Here is a 16,902-nt window from a genome sequence, read left to right on the forward strand (position 1 = left end):
TGAGGAAAGTATGTCAAAAAGAAATACGCAACAACGTCGCCACCTAATTGTAAAAATGGTACAAGAACAGGGAGAGGTGAGTGTTGAAACATTGGCAAGTTTCTTCGAAACTTCTGAAGTGACGATTCGTAAGGATTTAACCGCTTTAGAAGAAAGCGGTTTGTTATTACGTCGCTATGGTGGAGCAGTGAAAATTCCATCAGAAATGATAGAAGATAGTAACGAGCAACTTTCAAAACAAAAATTAGCGATTGCGAATGAAGCGGTAAAACATATTCGAGATCATAATCGGATTATCATTGACAGCGGCAGTACGACCGGAGCGATGGTAAAAGCCTTGTACCAGACGGGCTTAGTGATTATGACTAATTCATTAGCATTAGCAACCGAATTAACCATGCTTGATAATGAGCCTACGGTTTTGATGACCGGTGGTACTTGGGATACTCGTTCTGATTCATTCCAAGGTAAAGTTGCCGAGCAAGTACTACGTTCTTACGATTTTGACCAACTATTTATTGGAGCAGATGGTCTAGATTTAGTACGTGGTACCACAACATTTAATGAACTCGTAGGCTTAAGCCAAATTATGGCGGAGGTTTCTCGAGAAGTTATCGTCTTAATTGAGTCTCAAAAGATGGGGCGTAAAATGCCAAATCTTGAGCTTGAGTGGAAAGGCGTGAATAAATTGATCACTGATGCCGATATTGATGAAGAAATTAAAAAGACCATCGAATCGCATGGTGTAGAGGTGATTGTGGCTTGTGATTAAACAAGCAAATAATAAACAGTGGCAATGGCTCATATTTTGATGGAATCGGCACATCAGAATCACTGCTTATTACCCGTTACCCAGTTATTTATTATTTTTTTAACTTTAACATAGGAAAGACATTATGTGCGGAATTGTAGGTGCAGTAGCACAACGCGACGTAGCTAATATTTTAGTAGATGGTTTACACCGCTTAGAGTATCGTGGTTACGACTCTGCGGGTGTTGCAGTTCTAAATGAAGAACACAATATGCAAATTGTTCGTCGTGTAGGTAAAGTAAAAGCATTAGACGATGCTATTTCTGCAAACCCATTAGTTGGTGGTACAGGTATTGCTCACACTCGTTGGGCAACGCACGGCGAACCGTCGGAAACCAATGCTCACCCGCATCGCAGCGGCAAAATTGCAGTGGTTCACAATGGTATCATTGAGAACTATGAAGAATTAAAAGTGGCTTTACAAGAGCGTGGTTATGTATTCCAGTCGCAAACTGACACTGAAGTAATCGCTCACTTAGTTGAGTGTGAACTCCGTACATCAAGTTCTTTATTAGAAGCGGTTCAAAAAACAGTAGTTCAATTACGTGGTGCATACGGTACCGTAGTAATGAATCAAGATGATCCGTCTCGTTTAATCGTTGCACGTTCTGGCAGCCCATTAGTTATCGGTTATGGTGTTGGCGAAAACTTCTTAGCATCAGACCCATTAGCATTATTAAGCGTAACTCGTCGTTTTGCTTACCTTGAAGAAGGTGATGTAGCGGAAATTACTCGTCACACTGTAGATATCTATAGCCGTGACGGTCAAAAAGTTGAACGTGAAATTCACGAAGGTAACTTCGAAGCGGATGCTGCAGACAAAGGTCCATACCGTCACTATATGCAGAAAGAAATTTTCGAGCAGCCGGTAGCGATCATGAATACTTTAGACGGCCGTATCGAAAACGGTAAAGTGAAAATTGATGCAATTGGTCCGAATGCAGCAGAGATTTTAGCGAAAGTTGAACACGTACAAATCGTAGCTTGTGGTACCTCTTACAATGCGGGTATGGTTGCTCATTACTGGTTTGAAGCTATCGCTGGTGTGAGCTGTGATGTTGAAATTGCATCTGAGTTCCGCTACCGTAAATTCGTAACTCGCCCGAATAGTTTATTAATTACGCTTTCACAATCAGGTGAAACAGCGGATACATTAGCGGCATTACGTTTAGCGAAAGAATCTGGTTATATGTCAGCAATGACGATTTGTAACGTAGCAAGTTCTTCACTTGTTCGTGAGTCAGATTTCGCATTTATGACGAAAGCGGGTGTTGAGATCGGTGTTGCATCGACAAAAGCATTTACGACTCAGTTAACTTGTATGCTTCTTTTAAATGTGGCGATCGGTCGCTTAAAAGGCACGGTATCTGAAGAGCAAGAACACCACATTGTTCAAGCATTACAACGTTTACCGGCGCAAATTGAAAGTGCGTTAGTGTTTGATAAAGCAATCGAGAAATTATCTGAAGACTTCGCAGATAAACACCATACTTTATTCTTAGGTCGTGGTGAGTACTATCCGATTGCAATGGAATCTGCATTAAAATTAAAAGAGATTTCATACATCCACGCAGAAGCTTATGCTGCAGGTGAGTTAAAACACGGTCCGTTAGCATTAATCGACAGCGAAATGCCGGTAGTAGTAGTTGCACCGGAAAATGATTTACTTGAAAAAGTGAAATCAAATATCGAAGAAGTACGTGCGCGTGGCGGTCAGTTATATATCTTCGCAGATCACGAAGCTGGTTTCGAAGAAACAACTGGTTTCAAAACAATTGTGTTACCACGTGTTGATGAAGTAACAGCACCAATCTTCTACACAGTGCCGTTACAATTACTTTCATACCACATCGCATTAATTAAAGGTACGGACGTTGACCAACCTCGCAACCTTGCGAAAGCGGTAACTGTTGAGTAATCAATCTATTTCACTTAAGCCTTTGAGCGAAAGCTCAAAGGCTTTTTTCTTTTTTTAAGCGGTTAAATTTCAGGATTTTTTTGCAAATAAGCTACTTGGAGTTACTTGTAAAAAAATTGTAAAATTAGACCGCTTGTTTGTTGAAATTGTGATGTAGATCACAATTTTTGGAAGTGTATTTATATAAGTGTGATTTGTATCACATTTTTCAAAAATGGCGGAAAATTTAATGTGATCTTGTTCACAAATTCAATAGAAACATTTTGGTAACTTTGAGAACTGGTGCTAATTTATGCACAGATTTTAATCCCTTTTTCTCTACACTGTTGTTTAGGAGCAGTTATGTCTAATCTTAAAGTTAAAGTCCAAAGTTTTGGGCGTTTCTTATCAAATATGGTGATGCCGAATATCGGGGCTTTCATCGCCTGGGGTTTTATTACCGCATTATTTATTCCTACCGGTTGGTTGCCAAATGAAAGTTTAGGTAAACTTGTCGGCCCGATTATTACCTATTTATTACCGTTATTAATCGGTTATAGCGGCGGTCGTTTAGCTGGTGGTGAACGTGGTGCGGTAGTTGGTGCGATTACTACCATGGGTATCATCGTGGGTTCTGAAATTCCCATGTTTTTAGGCGCAATGATTGTTGGCCCACTTGGCGGCTGGGCAATCAAAACATTCGATAAAGCAATCGAAGGTAAAGTGAAAAGCGGTTTTGAGATGTTAGTGAATAACTTCTCAGCCGGTATTATCGGTATGTTATTAGCGCTACTGTCATTTAGCTTTATCGGTGGTGTTGTTACTTCGCTTTCAGATTTATTAGCTGCGGGCGTAAGAGCGTTAGTGGATGCTAACTTACTTGCGTTAACATCGGTGATTGTTGAGCCTGCGAAAATCTTATTCTTAAATAATGCAATCAACCATGGTATCTTCTCACCACTTGGTATTCAAGAATCTTCAGAATTAGGTAAATCAATTTTCTTCTTAATTGAAGCGAATCCGGGCCCGGGCTTAGGTATTTTGATTGCTTATATGTTATTCGGTAAAGGTTCTGCAAAAAATACCGCTAGCTCTGCATCAATCATTCACTTCTTCGGTGGCATTCACGAAATTTACTTCCCGTATGTATTAATGAATCCTCGCTTAATCCTTGCTGTCATTGCAGGCGGTGCAACAGGTGTATTAACTAATACATTATTAGGTGGCGGTTTAGTTTCACCGGCTTCTCCGGGGTCAATCATTGCGGTATTAGCAATGACACCGGCGGGCGGGCACTTAGCGGTTATCGCTTCTGTGATTCTTTCATGTGTAGTTACTTTCGTGATTGCATCCGTATTACTCAAAATGCAAAAAGAAGAAGCTTCTGACGATGCGTTAGAAAGCGCACAAGCGGAAATGACGGCAATGAAAGCACAAAGCAAAGGCGGTGCTGTTGCGGCGGATGCAGCAGTAGCAGGTGATTTCAGCAATGTACATAAAATTTATGTGTCTTGTGATGCGGGCATGGGTTCAAGCGCAATGGGTGCAAGTATGTTACGCAAAAAAGTACAAGCGGCGGGTTTAAATGTCGAAGTACAAAACGTAGCAATTAACGATTTACCGCAAGATGCGCAATTAGTGGTAACTCACAAAGACTTAACCGCACGTGCGCAAAAACAAGTACAAACCGCACAACATTTATCACTTAATAACTTCTTAGACGGCGTTTTCTATGACGGTTTAGTGGCAAAACTTACTGCAAACAGTACAGACAAAGCGATTCCAGTTGAAGTTGTGCCGCAAGTGGCAACCGAACGTGGCGGTTTAAATGTAACCGAAGATCAAATCTTCTTAAACCTAACTGCGCGTACTAAAGAAGAAGCGATTCAATTTGCCGGTGAGCAACTTGTCAAATTAGGTTTTGCCGAAGCGGATTATGTACCGGCAATGTTTGAACGTGAACAACAAGTTTCAACTTACTTAGGTGAAGGGGTTGCGGTTCCACACGGTACGATTGCGGCAAAAGATAAAGTATTAAAAACCGGTATCGTGTTCTGCCAATATCGTGAAGGTGTGCGTTTTACTGACGAAGAAGACGGTGTAGCGAAATTAGTGATCGGTATCGCGGCACGTAATAACGAACACATCCAAGTTGTAAGTGCGATCACTAATGCGTTAGATGATGAGAAAACCATGGAAATTCTCACTTTAACCGATGATCCGCAAAAAGTATTACGCTTATTAAAAGGCGAATAAGTGAGTTCCCCCACGTGAGTGGGGGATTTTCGCTTGCAAGCGGTCAAATTTTTCAAATATTTTACAAATTAAAGAGGAACATAGAATGAACGCATTACATTTTGGTGCTGGTAATATCGGTCGTGGCTTTATCGGTAAATTATTGGCGGATTCAGGCGTTTTCGTCACCTTTGCCGACATCAATCAAACTCAGATTGATCAAATTAACCAAAACAAACAATACGGCGTAAAAATCGTAGGTGATGCGAGCCGTGTTGAAGTGGTAAAAAATATTGCGGCGATTAACTCAAAAGATGAAGCGGCAGTGATTGAACAAGTGAAAAGCGTTGAGCTGATTACGACTGCGTTTGGCCCGAATGTATTAGGCTTTATTGCGCCATTATTTGCCAAAGCGTTAGCGGCACGTTTAGAAGCGGGTAACACCCAACCGTTAAATATTATTGCTTGTGAAAATATGGTGCGTGGTACGAGTTTCTTTAAAGCAAAAATCTTTGAAAATTTAACCGCTTCTCAACAGGCAGAAATTGAAAAATTTGTCGGTTTTGTGGATTCGGCTGTCGATAGAATCGTACCGCCGGCGGAATTAAACGAAGCGGATCCGTTAGAAGTGACGGTAGAAGAGTTTAGCGAATGGATTGTGGATAAAACCCAATTCAAAGGTCAAATTCCGGATATTAAAGGAATGGAATTAACCGATAATTTAATGGCATTTGTAGAGCGTAAATTATTTACGTTAAATACCGGTCATTTAATTTCTGCCTATTTAGGTAAACAAGCTGGCGTGAAATGGATTAAAGAAGCGATCGCTATTGATAGCGTGAAAGCGGCAGTGAAAGCGACGATGGAAGAAAGCGGTGCGGTATTAATTAAACATTATAATTTTGGCCCGCAAGCGCACGCTGCTTATATCGAAAAAATCTTAAAACGTTTTGCTAATCCGTACTTAAATGATGATGTAAACCGTGTCGGTCGTGAGCCAATTCGTAAACTTAGCCCTAACGACCGTTTAATTAAGCCTCTCTTAGGTACATTAGAATACGGCTTACCGCATAAAAATCTCGTCAATGGTGTGGTAATGGCTCTACAATATCGTAATGAAGAAGACCCGCAAGCGGTCGAATTAGCACAATTTATTGCAGATAACGGAGTAGCCGCAGCAGTTGAGAAATATACCGGTTTAACAAACCAAGAAGTCATTGATCAAGTTGTTGCGTTATATAACTAATGCCATATTCAGATAATTTTATCGAACAGTTAAGCGAGGTGAGCTCATTACGAGGTTTCCTCGCACTGGCGACCAATCAATTTGCCCAAAATGTTGATCGTCTGATTCAGCGCGTCTTTCGTAAAGCGGATTTTGCTTTGAAATCGGTGGTGGATTCTTTATTTGAGTATCAAGGACCATTAGCGGAGTTACCTGTTCGTCTAAAATTATTGCTCGGTTTAGGTGTAGTTTCGGCTGAGGTTTTTGAAGATATTACGTTGTTTATCGAATTAAAGCAGCATCTCAGTGATGAGGTGGAAGAATTACCCTTTTCTCATCCGGCAATTGTGCAATTTGCCAAAGATTTACACCATATAGATCTCGCACCAGCGGCAGAGATGCTGAAGCATCAGCCGGTTGGTGATAATAAAGATTCAATGTTGTTTCAAATGCAGCAGATTCGTTTAGAGCGGATAATGCGTTCTAGCCTGATTCTTGCTATTACTGAAATTAACGAAAAGCTGAATGTAGAAAGTCCGTTATAACGTTACGATTTTTCGGAAGGAAAAGCCGGAGGTTTGATTAATCTCCGGCTTTTTTTTATTCACAAGCGGTATAATTTCAACAATATTTTGCAAAGGGGAACAGTATGCAGAATTTTGTTAATCATTTACCTGCTTTTTTGCAATATCCATTATTTGGGGTGTTGGCATGCTTGCGATTGCTGTCGGCTTATTTATTCAAAATAAATTGCGAATGGATATTGTCGCTTTATTAGTAATGTTGGGCTTTGGGTTAACGGGCATATTAACTACACAAGAAATTTTTGCCGGTTTGAGTGACCCGAATATTGTCTTACTGGCTTTGTTATATGTGGTGGGAGAAGCTCTGGCTCGTACGGGTGTGGCGTATCATATTAGTGATTGGTTGATGCGGGTGGCGGGTTCTAGCGAAACCAAAGTATTGGTCTTGATGATGTTATCGATCGGGTTATTGGGCGTATTTATGAGTTCGACTGGCATTGTTGCTATTTTTATTCCTGTAACATTGGCGATTTGTGCGGGTATGAATATTTCGCCTCGGCGGATGATGATGCCGCTCAGTATTGCCGGCTTGATTAGCGGTATGATGACTTTAATTGCTACTGCACCTAACTTAGTCACGCATGCGGAATTAGTTAAAGCCGGCTACCAAGGGTTTGTTTTTTTTAGTTTTACACCGATTGGTTTGGTTGTTCTGCCATTAGGTATTCTATATATGCTCATTGCTCGCCGTTGGTTGGATAATTGCGATGTGCAAGTGTTAGCTAAAGACGATAACAGTATGTCGCATTTGATTGAATAGTATCAATTGCACGGGCGTGCCAAGATGGTGATTTTGCAAGAAGACTCACCGTTTATCGGAAAAACTATGGACGAACTAAAATTACGTTCGTTATATCGAATGAATGTGATTGCTATCCAGCGCTATAAAAATTTCCGTTCACAAATTATGGCGGCGTTCGGTAACGATCAATTGCAAGCGAAAGATATTTTACTGATGGATATTGGCATTGATGAAGATGCGTTTGCGATGTTATGTGAGGAATGCAAATTACAGCGTATTGAACTAAAAGGCGAATATTTTTCTACACACGCTAAATCGGTCGGCATGGCGGAATTTGCAGTGATGCCGGAAACGGAAAGTATCGGAAAAACAGTACAACAGCTAAATTTTCGCTCGACTTACGGTTTAAGTGTGGTGGGGATTAAACGAGAAGATCGTATTCTACAAGAAAATCTACTTACCGAATCGGTGAAAGCGGGTGATGTGCTGTTAGTGATGGGTGTTTGGCAAAAAATCATTACGCTTGAAAAATACAATAAGGATTTATTTTTACTCGGTATGCCGAAAGAAGGCAAACAAATCGCACCGGCGGCAAGCCAAGCGCCTTATGCTTTGTTTGCTGTGGGGCTGATGGTGTTATTAATGATCAGTGGCTGGATACCGAATGTGCTTGCGGCTTTGATTTGTTGCTTATTACTCGGTAAGTTTCGTTATATTGATATGAAAAGTGCTTATGACTCCATTCATATTCCGAGTCTGTTATTAATTGTCGATATGATGCCGTTTTCAACAGCTATGCAAAAAACAGGTGGCGTATCGTTAATCGTAGAAGAATTTTTAGCGCTTACCGGCGGGGAAAGTACGCATTATAGTTTAGTGTTGGTCGGTTTATTTGCGCTGACTGCATTAGTCGGGCTGTTTATTTCGAATACGGCTACCGCTATATTAATGGCGCTGATTGCCATTGAAGTGGCGAAACAATTAGGCTATTCACCGATTGCGTTTGTGATGGTAATTACGATTGCTTCCTCAGCGGCATTTATGACACCTATTTCTTCACCGGTTAACACTATGGTGATAGCACCCGGCGGTTATCGCTTTATCGATTTTGTGAAAGTCGGTGTGCGGTTCACATTATTAGTCATGAGCGTGACGATATGGTTAGTTCCGTTATTATTTCCGTTGTAGTTTGCGTCCATTAGCTAAAAAGCCTGTGATTTTTATTGATCACAGGCTTTTTTTAGTAGCATGAAGCGGTATAATTCGGCGGATTTTTTACAATAAGAGAGAATTATGCAAACCATCATCAATTATTTACCTTCCTTTATGCAATTTCCCTTGTTTTGGGTATTAGCGATTCTGGCTGTTGCAGTTGTGCTATTTATTCAAAATAAATTGCGTATGGACGTCATCGCACTCATGGTGCTATTGGCATTTAGTTTAAGCGGTATTTTAACCACCAAAGAAGCGTTAGCCGGATTTGGTGATCCCAACGTGATTTTACTAGCGCTCCTTTATATCATTGGTGATGCGCTTGCCCGAACCGGTGTGGCGAATCAAATGAGTGATTGGTTATTGCGTGTAGCGGGAGCGAGCGAAGCTAAAGTGATTGCCTTGCTGATGTTATCGATCGGTACGCTCGGCGCATTTATGAGCTCGACCGGTATTGTGGCGATTTTTATTCCGGTGACTTTAGCGATTTGTGCTAGTTTAAATATTTCTCCTCGTCGTTTAATGATGCCACTTGCCGTTGCCGGTTTAATCAGTGGTATGATGACCTTAATCGCGACAACACCTAATTTAGTGACGCACGCTGAATTGGTTAAGGCTGGTTATGAAGGATTTCATTTCTTTAGCTTTACCCCGATTGGTGCGTTAGTCTTAGTACTGGGGATTTTATATATGTTAGCAGTACGTCGCTGGTTAGATGATGGCAGTGTGCCTGTATCAGTCAATAATGACGATTCAATGGCGCATTTGATTGAAGAATATAAATTAAATGGGCGAGCCAAAATGGTAGTGTTAAGCGAAGGTTCACACTTTATTGGAAAAACTATTGATGAATTGAATCTACGTTCGGTTTATCAGCTTAATATTATCGCGATTCAACGTTATAAGAACTTCCGCCATATTACCCTAGCTGCATTTGGTAAAGACCAGCTGCAAAAGAAAGACATTTTGTTAATGGATATTGGTGTAGATGAAACTCGCTTTGCACAACTTTGCGAAGAGTTCGGAATGCAGCCGATTGAGTTAAAAGGGGAATATTTTTCAACGCAATCTAAGTCGGTCGGTATGGCGGAATTGGGTGTGATGCCGGAAACCGAAACCATCGGGCAAACCGTTGATGCGTTAAATTTCCGTTCTAACTTTGGTTTAAGTGTGGTGGGAATTAAGCGTGAAGGACAGATTCTCCAAAATAATTTACTGACCGAAACAGTGAAGTCCGGCGACATTTTACTGGTAATGGGAGTGTGGCAGAAAATTACCGCAATGGTTCAAATTCGCAAAGATTTCTTCTTAATCGGAATGCCGAAAGAAAGTAAACAGGCGGTACCGGCAGCGAGCCAAGCGCCCCATGCCTTATTCGCATTGGTAATTATGATTGGTTTAATGATTAGTGGGCTAGTGCCGAATGTGATTGCAGCCTTTATTGCCTGTTTGTTATTGGGCGCATTCCGCTGTATTGATATGAAATCGGCTTATGAGTCGATTCATTTTCCGACCTTGATTTTGGTGATTGGTATGATGCCGTTCTCATTAGCAATGCAGAAAACCGGTGGTGTCGCATTGATGGTTGAGAAATTTATCAGTTTAACCGGTGGGGCGAATACGGCATATCCGCTCATCTTGATTGGGTTATTTGCATTGACTGCAGTGGTCGGTTTGTTTATTTCAACCAGTGCGACAGCCATTTTGATGGCGCCAATTGCGATTGAAGTAGCTCGTCAGCTCGGTTATCCGCCGACAGCATTAGTGATGGTGGTGGCGATTGCGTCTTCCGCAGCATTTATGACGCCGATCTCGCCGGTCAATTCAATGGTAGTTTCGCTCGGTAATTATCGTTTTAGCGATTTTCTTAAAGTCGGTTTACCTTTTACGGTGATTACGATGTTAGTCACTGCCTTTTTGGTACCGATTCTCTTCCCTTAGTATGCTTCAAGCGGTTGTTTTTTGATATTTTTTGTAAATTTCATACAAAAAACGACCGCTTGCCTAAAGTTGTACACAAAAATCTCTAAATGATTATTACTTTTTTGTTAATAGTCTATTAGCTACAATCTATCTTGTCATTAATAATTATTCCTCTATAATACGCCTACAACAAAAAAGAGAAGAGATGATATTTGAGGAATAATAATGAGATTAACGTTTAAACATATTTTTTTATCACTTTTTTTAGGCATTGCCTTAAGTATTACTGCGAGTTTACCTGTAATTTCGAATGTAGAAGCAAAGCAAGAGCAACAAGAAAGAGTAATTGATGTATATAAAGAATTAAATAATGCATTGATTAACCCTAATTTTGCCAAGTTGCAAAGTCTGTTAGCGGATGATTTTGAATTGATCACTGTAAAAAATGACACAATGACAAAGCAAGAATGGATTAAAAATATCCAAAAAGGCGGAATGAAATACGGTGCGATTCAAGAATCTAAAATCAAATCAAAAGGTTATGATGAATTATTAGTTACTGCGCGTGTATTCGGTGATATGTGTGATCAGGCAGGTAGCTGGAATGTAAAATTTGATATTGATACGAAACAAAACGGCGATAAAGTACAAATTACCAAAATTGTGGTAACAGCTATGGAAGCGTAAGCTGACCATATAAGAACAGTGTTCACCTTAGCTGTCGGAACTTGCAAGTTTTTTACAAAATTCGACCGCTTTTTTTATGTTTATTTATAACGTTTTTGCATAATTTCGGTTAGCAGATCAAAAACTTTTAACACTCGAGGTGAAGTAATTGGCTGATAAGGATGATATAAATAAAGTTGCCACTTTTCAAATTGCTGTTCTAGGAAAAGTTGTACAAGTTGCCCATTTTCAATATATGGTTTGTAAATCTTACTGCTAATATGCGCCACTGTTCTGCCAGCAAGCACTGCTTTTAATTCACTATAAATGTCTGTGGTGATAAAGCCTAATTTCTGCGGAACGAGAATGGTATCCTCATCAATGAAAATATCCCACGGCTGACCTGTTGTTGCGTTAATTAAACTACTGAACGGAAAATTCTTTCGTAAGTCATCCAAATCTTTCGGCATTCCCCAGTGTGCAATAAAGTCGGGTGATGCGACAAAAATATCATACGTTTCCATCAATGGGCGCACGATAAAATTTGGCTCTGGCTCTTTACTGGCTCGAATACCGATATCTATTCGATGTTTGACATTATCTAAGCGTGCGGCATCGACTCGCCAATCAATAATTAAATCCGGATAAGGCTTAAGAGCCTGTAGCAGTTCAGATAAAATTTGTTCTTAGTCTCGTAATTTTGGAAGCGTAATACGTACCGTACCAGCCATTTCATCTTGTTGCTTTTTGCCTAAGCTGAAAACTCGTTCGCTTTCAGCTAGAAGCTGCTTGGCGTGTAATAGAAATTCTTCACTGAAATCGGTTAAGGTAATATTACGAGTGGTTCGTTTGAAGAGTTGTTCGCCTAACTCACTTTCCAACGCATTAATAACCCGTGTTATGACCGGTGGAGAAATGGCTAATTGATTACTGCCTCGCGGAAATTCAAAGTTTGCGCAGCAGTACAAAAGTATTTCAAAGCATCAAGTTTATTTAACATATTGTTTCGCTATCGGAAATGATTAGAAAAAAGAATTGTATAAAAAAGTGTCTGATTTGAATATAAAAAGTTGGTGGTTTATACGTTCGGTGATTTATTTTACATCTTAAAATATTTTGCATAGCTATAATTAGTTTTATTTATTTGAGTGATAAGTAAAACTTTTTTATAATGAAACACTAGATTTAATGATATTTTAAGGAGAATCTTGTATGTCATTCAAAAGTGGGGTGTTAGGACTTGTTTCACTTCTTTCGATTTCGATCGCACAAGCTCACAACGTATGGTTAGAACCAACAAAAAATACAAATGAATATGTTGTGAAGTTTGGTCACGAAACCACAGAACCTTATCCTGAAGCAAAGCTTCAATCTATTCAATTACTACAAAAGAATGGAGCTCTCTTTTCCATTAAACCCCTGTTTAATCACGGCGAAGCCTATTTTAATGCTGGTCATCATGCAATGGTATTTCTGGAATTCAATAATGGAGTCTGGTCGAAGTTGCCAAGCGGTAAATATGTAGAGAAAACCAAGGCGCAAGAACCGACAGCAGTGCTTAGCTTAAATCCAATTAAACTGGGTAAAGCCGTTTTAGTGTGGAATGATGATGCATTTAAACCTCATGCCGTTGAGTACGAATTAGTGCCGCTTGCAAAACCTGTCGCAGGCAAAGCGATGGATATTTTAGTTTTACGCCACGGTAAACCGGTATCCGGTATTAAGGTAGGCTTAGGCGAAGATAAACCTTTTAATTTAACAAATGAAAAAGGAATCGCTCAATTTACACCAGTAGCAGGCTATAACAAAGTTTGGGCTGAGTTTGAAGAAAAGGACGTTGTTCATCCGGATTATACGGAGCGTTCAATTGAATATATGCTGACATTTGAAGTGAAATAATGAAATTAAAACAATATTTATTGGGTATCTTATTTGCATTCGTTTCTTTAAATACTTCAGCACATAGTCTACATTTATTTGCGCTTTATGACGGGCATGAAATTTCGGGTAAGTCTTTTTATTCCGATCAATCACCGGCGGCGGAAACTTATTTAGAAGTGTTTAGATTAGGTAAAGACGGTAGCGAAAATGTGCCAATCGCAACAGCGAAAACCGATGTTTACGGTAGTTTTTCTATTCCTATTTCCGGTGATGGTCCATTTAAAGTGGTAGTTGAAGGGGCGGAAGGTCATCGTGCCGAGGGGATCGCCGATAACGTTGTTAAACGGACGTTAGGACGAGCCGAGTTCGAAGTATTACGAGAAGATATTCAGAAGCTAAAACATAAAATCTACCTGCACGATCTTATTGGCGGTATCGGTTATATTTTTGGCTTATTTGGGATTATTACACTATTAAAAGCAAGAAAGGACAAAAGCTAAGTGCATTTATCAGAAGGCGTTTTACATGCTCCAACACTACTTATCGGTTCCGCTATTGCGACTGTCGGAGTGACAATTGGCTTGCGTAAACTTGATTATGGCCGTTTAACGTTGACCGCATTATTTGCATCCGCATTTTTTGTTGCCGGAACTATTCATGTTCCCGTTGGCATTGGTAGCGTGCATTTAATTTTAAATGGTATGGCTGGGCTGTTTTTAGGTTGGACAGTGTTTCCCGCTTTCTTTGTCGCATTAGTGTTACAGACGTTATTATTTTCATTCGGCGGTTTTTCTGTTTTAGGCGTAAATTTGTGTGTAATGGCGTTACCGGCATTACTTGTGCACTACGTTTTTCGAGGCTCACTTGCCTTAAATCGCTCTCGTCAGCAATTGATGTTGTCCGGTATCGGTGCCGGCGTGATTGGGGTTGGAGGCGCAATTCTGCTTGCTTCAGCAGTATTAGCGTTTGATGGCGGTAAGAGCTATGCTGGCTTGATCGGTTTGTTGATTGTTTCACACCTCCCGATATTTTTAGTCGATAGCATTGTGAGTGTCGGCACACTCTTTACGCTGGCAAAAATGTATCCTAACGCATTACAAGAAACATAATGACGCATTTATTTCAAGCACATTGGCGGCTGGTTTATTTGTTTGTTTTTGGCGTAATAATCAGTGGGTTGAAATCGGTAAATATTTTACTTTTTTTGACCGCTTGTTTAGTGCCTTGCGTTCTGATTAGTCAAATTTTTTATGGACGATCATTAAAAGCCTTAGCTCGCCGTTGGCTCAAATTCAATATTTTTACGTTATTGATTTGGCTGACGCTAAGTTGGCGTTTGGATGCGTTTTCCGTGCAATGGAATCTTTATGGTATCGAGTTGGCAAGTTTAATTAGCCTACGGATGAATTTGATTTTATGTGCAACGTGGTTACTATTATTAAATGTGAATGAAGTTATGCTGGTGCAAGCTATCAGTCGGCTTCCTCTTTCACCGAAATTAATTCATCTCTTTGTTTTAAGTATTCGCTATATTTCCTTGTTAAATGAGGTAAACCATAAGATGGATATTGCGATGCGTGCACGGGGTTATCAGCCGAAATGTAATTGGCTCACCCTGAAAATCACTTCACAACGCGTGGCATTATTGCTTATTCACGCCATGGTGCGGGCGGAAAGAACGGAAATGGCGCTGAAAGCACGAGGCTTTAAATTTGGCGCTAAATGATTTGCGGCTAAGTATAAAAGTAAAAAATGAGTATATTGGAAATTAACAACCTGACTGTTTTTCGCAATCGACAAGCGGTCATAAATGCCTTAAGTTTTACCATTGAGCCGCAGCAACGAGTATTTTTACAAGGTGAAATCGGCGTAGGAAAATCCACACTGCTGCTTTCATTGCTCGGTTTCTTGCCGATTCACTCCGGTGATATTTATTTGTTTGGCACGCATTGCCAACGAGAAAAAGATTTTGTGCCGTTTCGAGGCAAAGTCGGCATTTGTTTTCAAAATGCAGAAGACCAATTATTTGGTCCCACCGTATTAGATGATGTTGCCTTTGGTGTGTTAAACCAAGGCTACACTCAAGCACAAGCTTATCAAATCGCACTTGAACAACTTCAGATGTTAGATCTTGAATATCTGAAAGATCGTCCGGTGAATGCGCTTTCCGGCGGTGAACAGAATTTCACCGCTTTAGCCGGAGTACTTGCGATGAAACCCAAACTACTGCTGCTTGATGAGCCGACTAATGGTTTAGATGCAAAAAATTGTGCGAAATTAACCGCTTTACTCAAACAACTCCAATTACCAATGTTGGTGGCTTCGCATGATCAAGCCTTTACGAGACAGTTAGCAGATAAAACGCTTTATTTACAAAAATAGTGGCAAAGCCACAATATATGCAAACACACAGGAAAATTAAATGAAGCTTATTAAAACTACCCTCACAGGGATAGGGCAAATCTTTTTGCAAGAAAATGGTTTGTCCGGTTTGGTCATTGTTATTGCGATGTTTTTTAGTCACTGGACGTTAGGGGTAAGCTGTTTTCTCGGCGCACTTATCGGTACGCTGACAGCTAAAATATTGAAGTATCCGCCACAGCAAATTAGCCAAGGGCTTTATGGCTTTAATGCAAGTCTAGCGTTTATGTGCACCATGTTTACTTTTGCGGAAGTGGATGCCTCAAATCCTTTAATTTGGAGTATTGGTCTTGTTGCTTCGATTGTTGCAACGTTAATTATGCGTTTATTTGTGAAAAAGAATAAAGTCGCATTTACCTTTCCGTTTGTATTGAGCTGCTGGTTCTTTTGTTGGGGAATCGCCAAATTAGGCTTATTCGGTTTAACCCAAACAACGCCTCCTTTAGCTGATTACACTGGCACGCTTGATGCAATCCAGGAACCTTTCTATGCTTGGGCGGAAGTAAATTTCGGTACCAGCATGGTAACCGGTACGTTACTTTTTTTAGCGATTGCTATTAGTTCTCCCATTGCGGCTATGTACGGTTTGGCGGCAGCAGTTATCGGTACTGTATTTGCTCACCATTTACCGGATATTGATCATAATAGCCTTGCCAACGGTATTTACGGTTTCTCTCCTATTCTCGTAGCTTGTGCTTTTGCTGGCACACAATTACGCCATTTTTTATATGTCATTGTAGGCACTTTACTCGCGATTCTTATTCAATATGCGGTTGCTCAAACCGGACTGGCAACTTATACCATCGGGTTTATCATTGCCAGCTGGCTGTTATTGATCGTTAAGAAACGATTAGATAAAGCCGCATTTGATAAACATAAATTAGTACAATTACTCAATCCATAAATTCTTCCTCTTCCCCTCTTGGGAACCGGATTTTATAAATAACTCATAAAATTAAGAAGGTACAAAATGCATTTAACTTCCAGAGAACAAGAAAAACTGATGCTTTTCCTCGCAGGAGAATTGGCGGCAAAACGCAAAGCACGTGGCGTTAAATTAAATTATCCAGAAACTGTTGCCTATATTGCGAGTCATTTACAAGAGGCGGCAAGAGATGGAATGAGTGTGGCTGAAGTCATGCAGTATGGTTCAACACTTTTAACCGTTGATGATGTGATGGAGGGTGTGTCAGAAATGGTTCACGAAGTGCAGATTGAGGCGACTTTCCCAGATGGTACAAAACTTGTGACGGTGCATAATCCAATCAGATAACCGTAGGGTGGGCTTTAGCCCACCAAAATAAA

At 40.3% G+C, this 16,902-nt stretch carries 14 protein-coding genes and 2 pseudogenes; 15 read left to right on the forward strand and 1 reads right to left on the reverse strand.

From position 1 onward, the window contains the following. Positions 1-10: 10 nt before the first annotated feature. The 8 genes and pseudogenes from HMPREF0027_RS01875 to HMPREF0027_RS01910 all read left to right on the forward strand — a co-directional run bounded on the left by HMPREF0027_RS01875 (position 11) and on the right by HMPREF0027_RS01910 (position 11,316). Positions 11-772, forward strand: a complete 762-nt coding sequence (locus HMPREF0027_RS01875; RefSeq protein ID WP_005621704.1) for a DeoR/GlpR family DNA-binding transcription regulator — start codon at positions 11-13, stop codon at positions 770-772. Between the two features lie 124 nt (positions 773-896). Continuing rightward, positions 897-2,729, forward strand: a complete 1,833-nt coding sequence (glmS, locus tag HMPREF0027_RS01880) for a glutamine--fructose-6-phosphate transaminase (isomerizing) (RefSeq protein WP_005621706.1) — start codon at positions 897-899, stop codon at positions 2,727-2,729. A gap of 342 nt (positions 2,730-3,071) precedes the next feature. Further along, positions 3,072-4,964, forward strand: a complete 1,893-nt coding sequence (locus HMPREF0027_RS01885) for a PTS mannitol transporter subunit IICBA (RefSeq protein WP_005621708.1) — start codon at positions 3,072-3,074, stop codon at positions 4,962-4,964. Between the two features lie 85 nt (positions 4,965-5,049). Next, positions 5,050-6,189 (forward strand): mannitol-1-phosphate 5-dehydrogenase, encoded by a 1,140-nt coding sequence (locus HMPREF0027_RS01890; RefSeq protein ID WP_005621710.1) that lies wholly within the window; start codon positions 5,050-5,052, stop codon positions 6,187-6,189. Then, a complete protein-coding gene (locus HMPREF0027_RS01895) occupies positions 6,189-6,713 on the forward strand; it encodes an MltR family transcriptional regulator (RefSeq protein ID WP_005621712.1) in 525 nt (174 codons plus the stop codon). The genes HMPREF0027_RS01890 and HMPREF0027_RS01895 overlap by 1 nt, the downstream gene beginning before the upstream one ends. Positions 6,714-6,817: 104 nt before the next feature. After that, a pseudogene (locus HMPREF0027_RS01900) lies at positions 6,818-8,682 on the forward strand (SLC13 family permease). Positions 8,683-8,787: 105 nt separating this feature from the next. Next, positions 8,788-10,647, forward strand: coding sequence for an SLC13 family permease (locus tag HMPREF0027_RS01905; protein WP_005621717.1), 1,860 nt, complete (start codon positions 8,788-8,790; stop codon positions 10,645-10,647). 207 nt (positions 10,648-10,854) lie between these two features. Continuing rightward, positions 10,855-11,316 (forward strand): nuclear transport factor 2 family protein, encoded by a 462-nt coding sequence (locus tag HMPREF0027_RS01910; RefSeq protein WP_005621719.1) that lies wholly within the window; start codon positions 10,855-10,857, stop codon positions 11,314-11,316. 80 nt (positions 11,317-11,396) lie between these two features. Here the strand turns inward: HMPREF0027_RS01910 and HMPREF0027_RS01915 are convergent. Next, positions 11,397-12,295: pseudogene (locus tag HMPREF0027_RS01915) on the reverse strand (LysR family transcriptional regulator). A 212-nt stretch (positions 12,296-12,507) separates the two neighbouring features. On the opposite strand from HMPREF0027_RS01915, the gene HMPREF0027_RS01920 reads away from it, so the two are divergent. From HMPREF0027_RS01920 to ureA, 7 genes are all read left to right on the forward strand, one after another. After that, positions 12,508-13,194, forward strand: coding sequence for a DUF4198 domain-containing protein (locus HMPREF0027_RS01920; RefSeq protein ID WP_005621725.1), 687 nt, complete (start codon positions 12,508-12,510; stop codon positions 13,192-13,194). Then, positions 13,194-13,676 carry a hypothetical protein gene (locus HMPREF0027_RS01925; RefSeq protein WP_005621726.1) on the forward strand — a complete coding sequence of 161 codons (483 nt, stop codon included), beginning with the start codon at positions 13,194-13,196 and terminating at the stop codon, positions 13,674-13,676. The genes HMPREF0027_RS01920 and HMPREF0027_RS01925 overlap by 1 nt, the downstream gene beginning before the upstream one ends. Beyond that, complete coding sequence (gene cbiM, locus HMPREF0027_RS01930; protein ID WP_005621728.1) at positions 13,677-14,285, forward strand: cobalt transporter CbiM; 609 nt, start codon at positions 13,677-13,679, stop codon at positions 14,283-14,285. Beyond that, positions 14,285-14,902 (forward strand): energy-coupling factor transporter transmembrane component T family protein, encoded by a 618-nt coding sequence (locus HMPREF0027_RS01935; RefSeq protein ID WP_005621730.1) that lies wholly within the window; start codon positions 14,285-14,287, stop codon positions 14,900-14,902. The genes cbiM and HMPREF0027_RS01935 overlap by 1 nt, the downstream gene beginning before the upstream one ends. A gap of 26 nt (positions 14,903-14,928) precedes the next feature. After that, entirely contained in the window at positions 14,929-15,558 is a 630-nt protein-coding gene (locus HMPREF0027_RS01940; RefSeq protein WP_005621732.1) for an energy-coupling factor ABC transporter ATP-binding protein, read from the forward strand. A gap of 40 nt (positions 15,559-15,598) precedes the next feature. Beyond that, positions 15,599-16,501 carry an urea transporter gene (locus tag HMPREF0027_RS01945; RefSeq protein ID WP_005621734.1) on the forward strand — a complete coding sequence of 301 codons (903 nt, stop codon included), beginning with the start codon at positions 15,599-15,601 and terminating at the stop codon, positions 16,499-16,501. A gap of 66 nt (positions 16,502-16,567) precedes the next feature. Then, on the forward strand, positions 16,568-16,870 hold the full coding sequence (ureA, locus tag HMPREF0027_RS01950; protein ID WP_005621736.1) for an urease subunit gamma: 303 nt from the start codon (positions 16,568-16,570) through the stop codon (positions 16,868-16,870). Positions 16,871-16,902: the final 32 nt, after the last annotated feature.

The sequence above is a fragment of the Actinobacillus ureae ATCC 25976 genome (assembly GCF_000188255.1).
GTDB lineage: Bacteria > Pseudomonadota > Gammaproteobacteria > Enterobacterales > Pasteurellaceae > Actinobacillus > Actinobacillus ureae.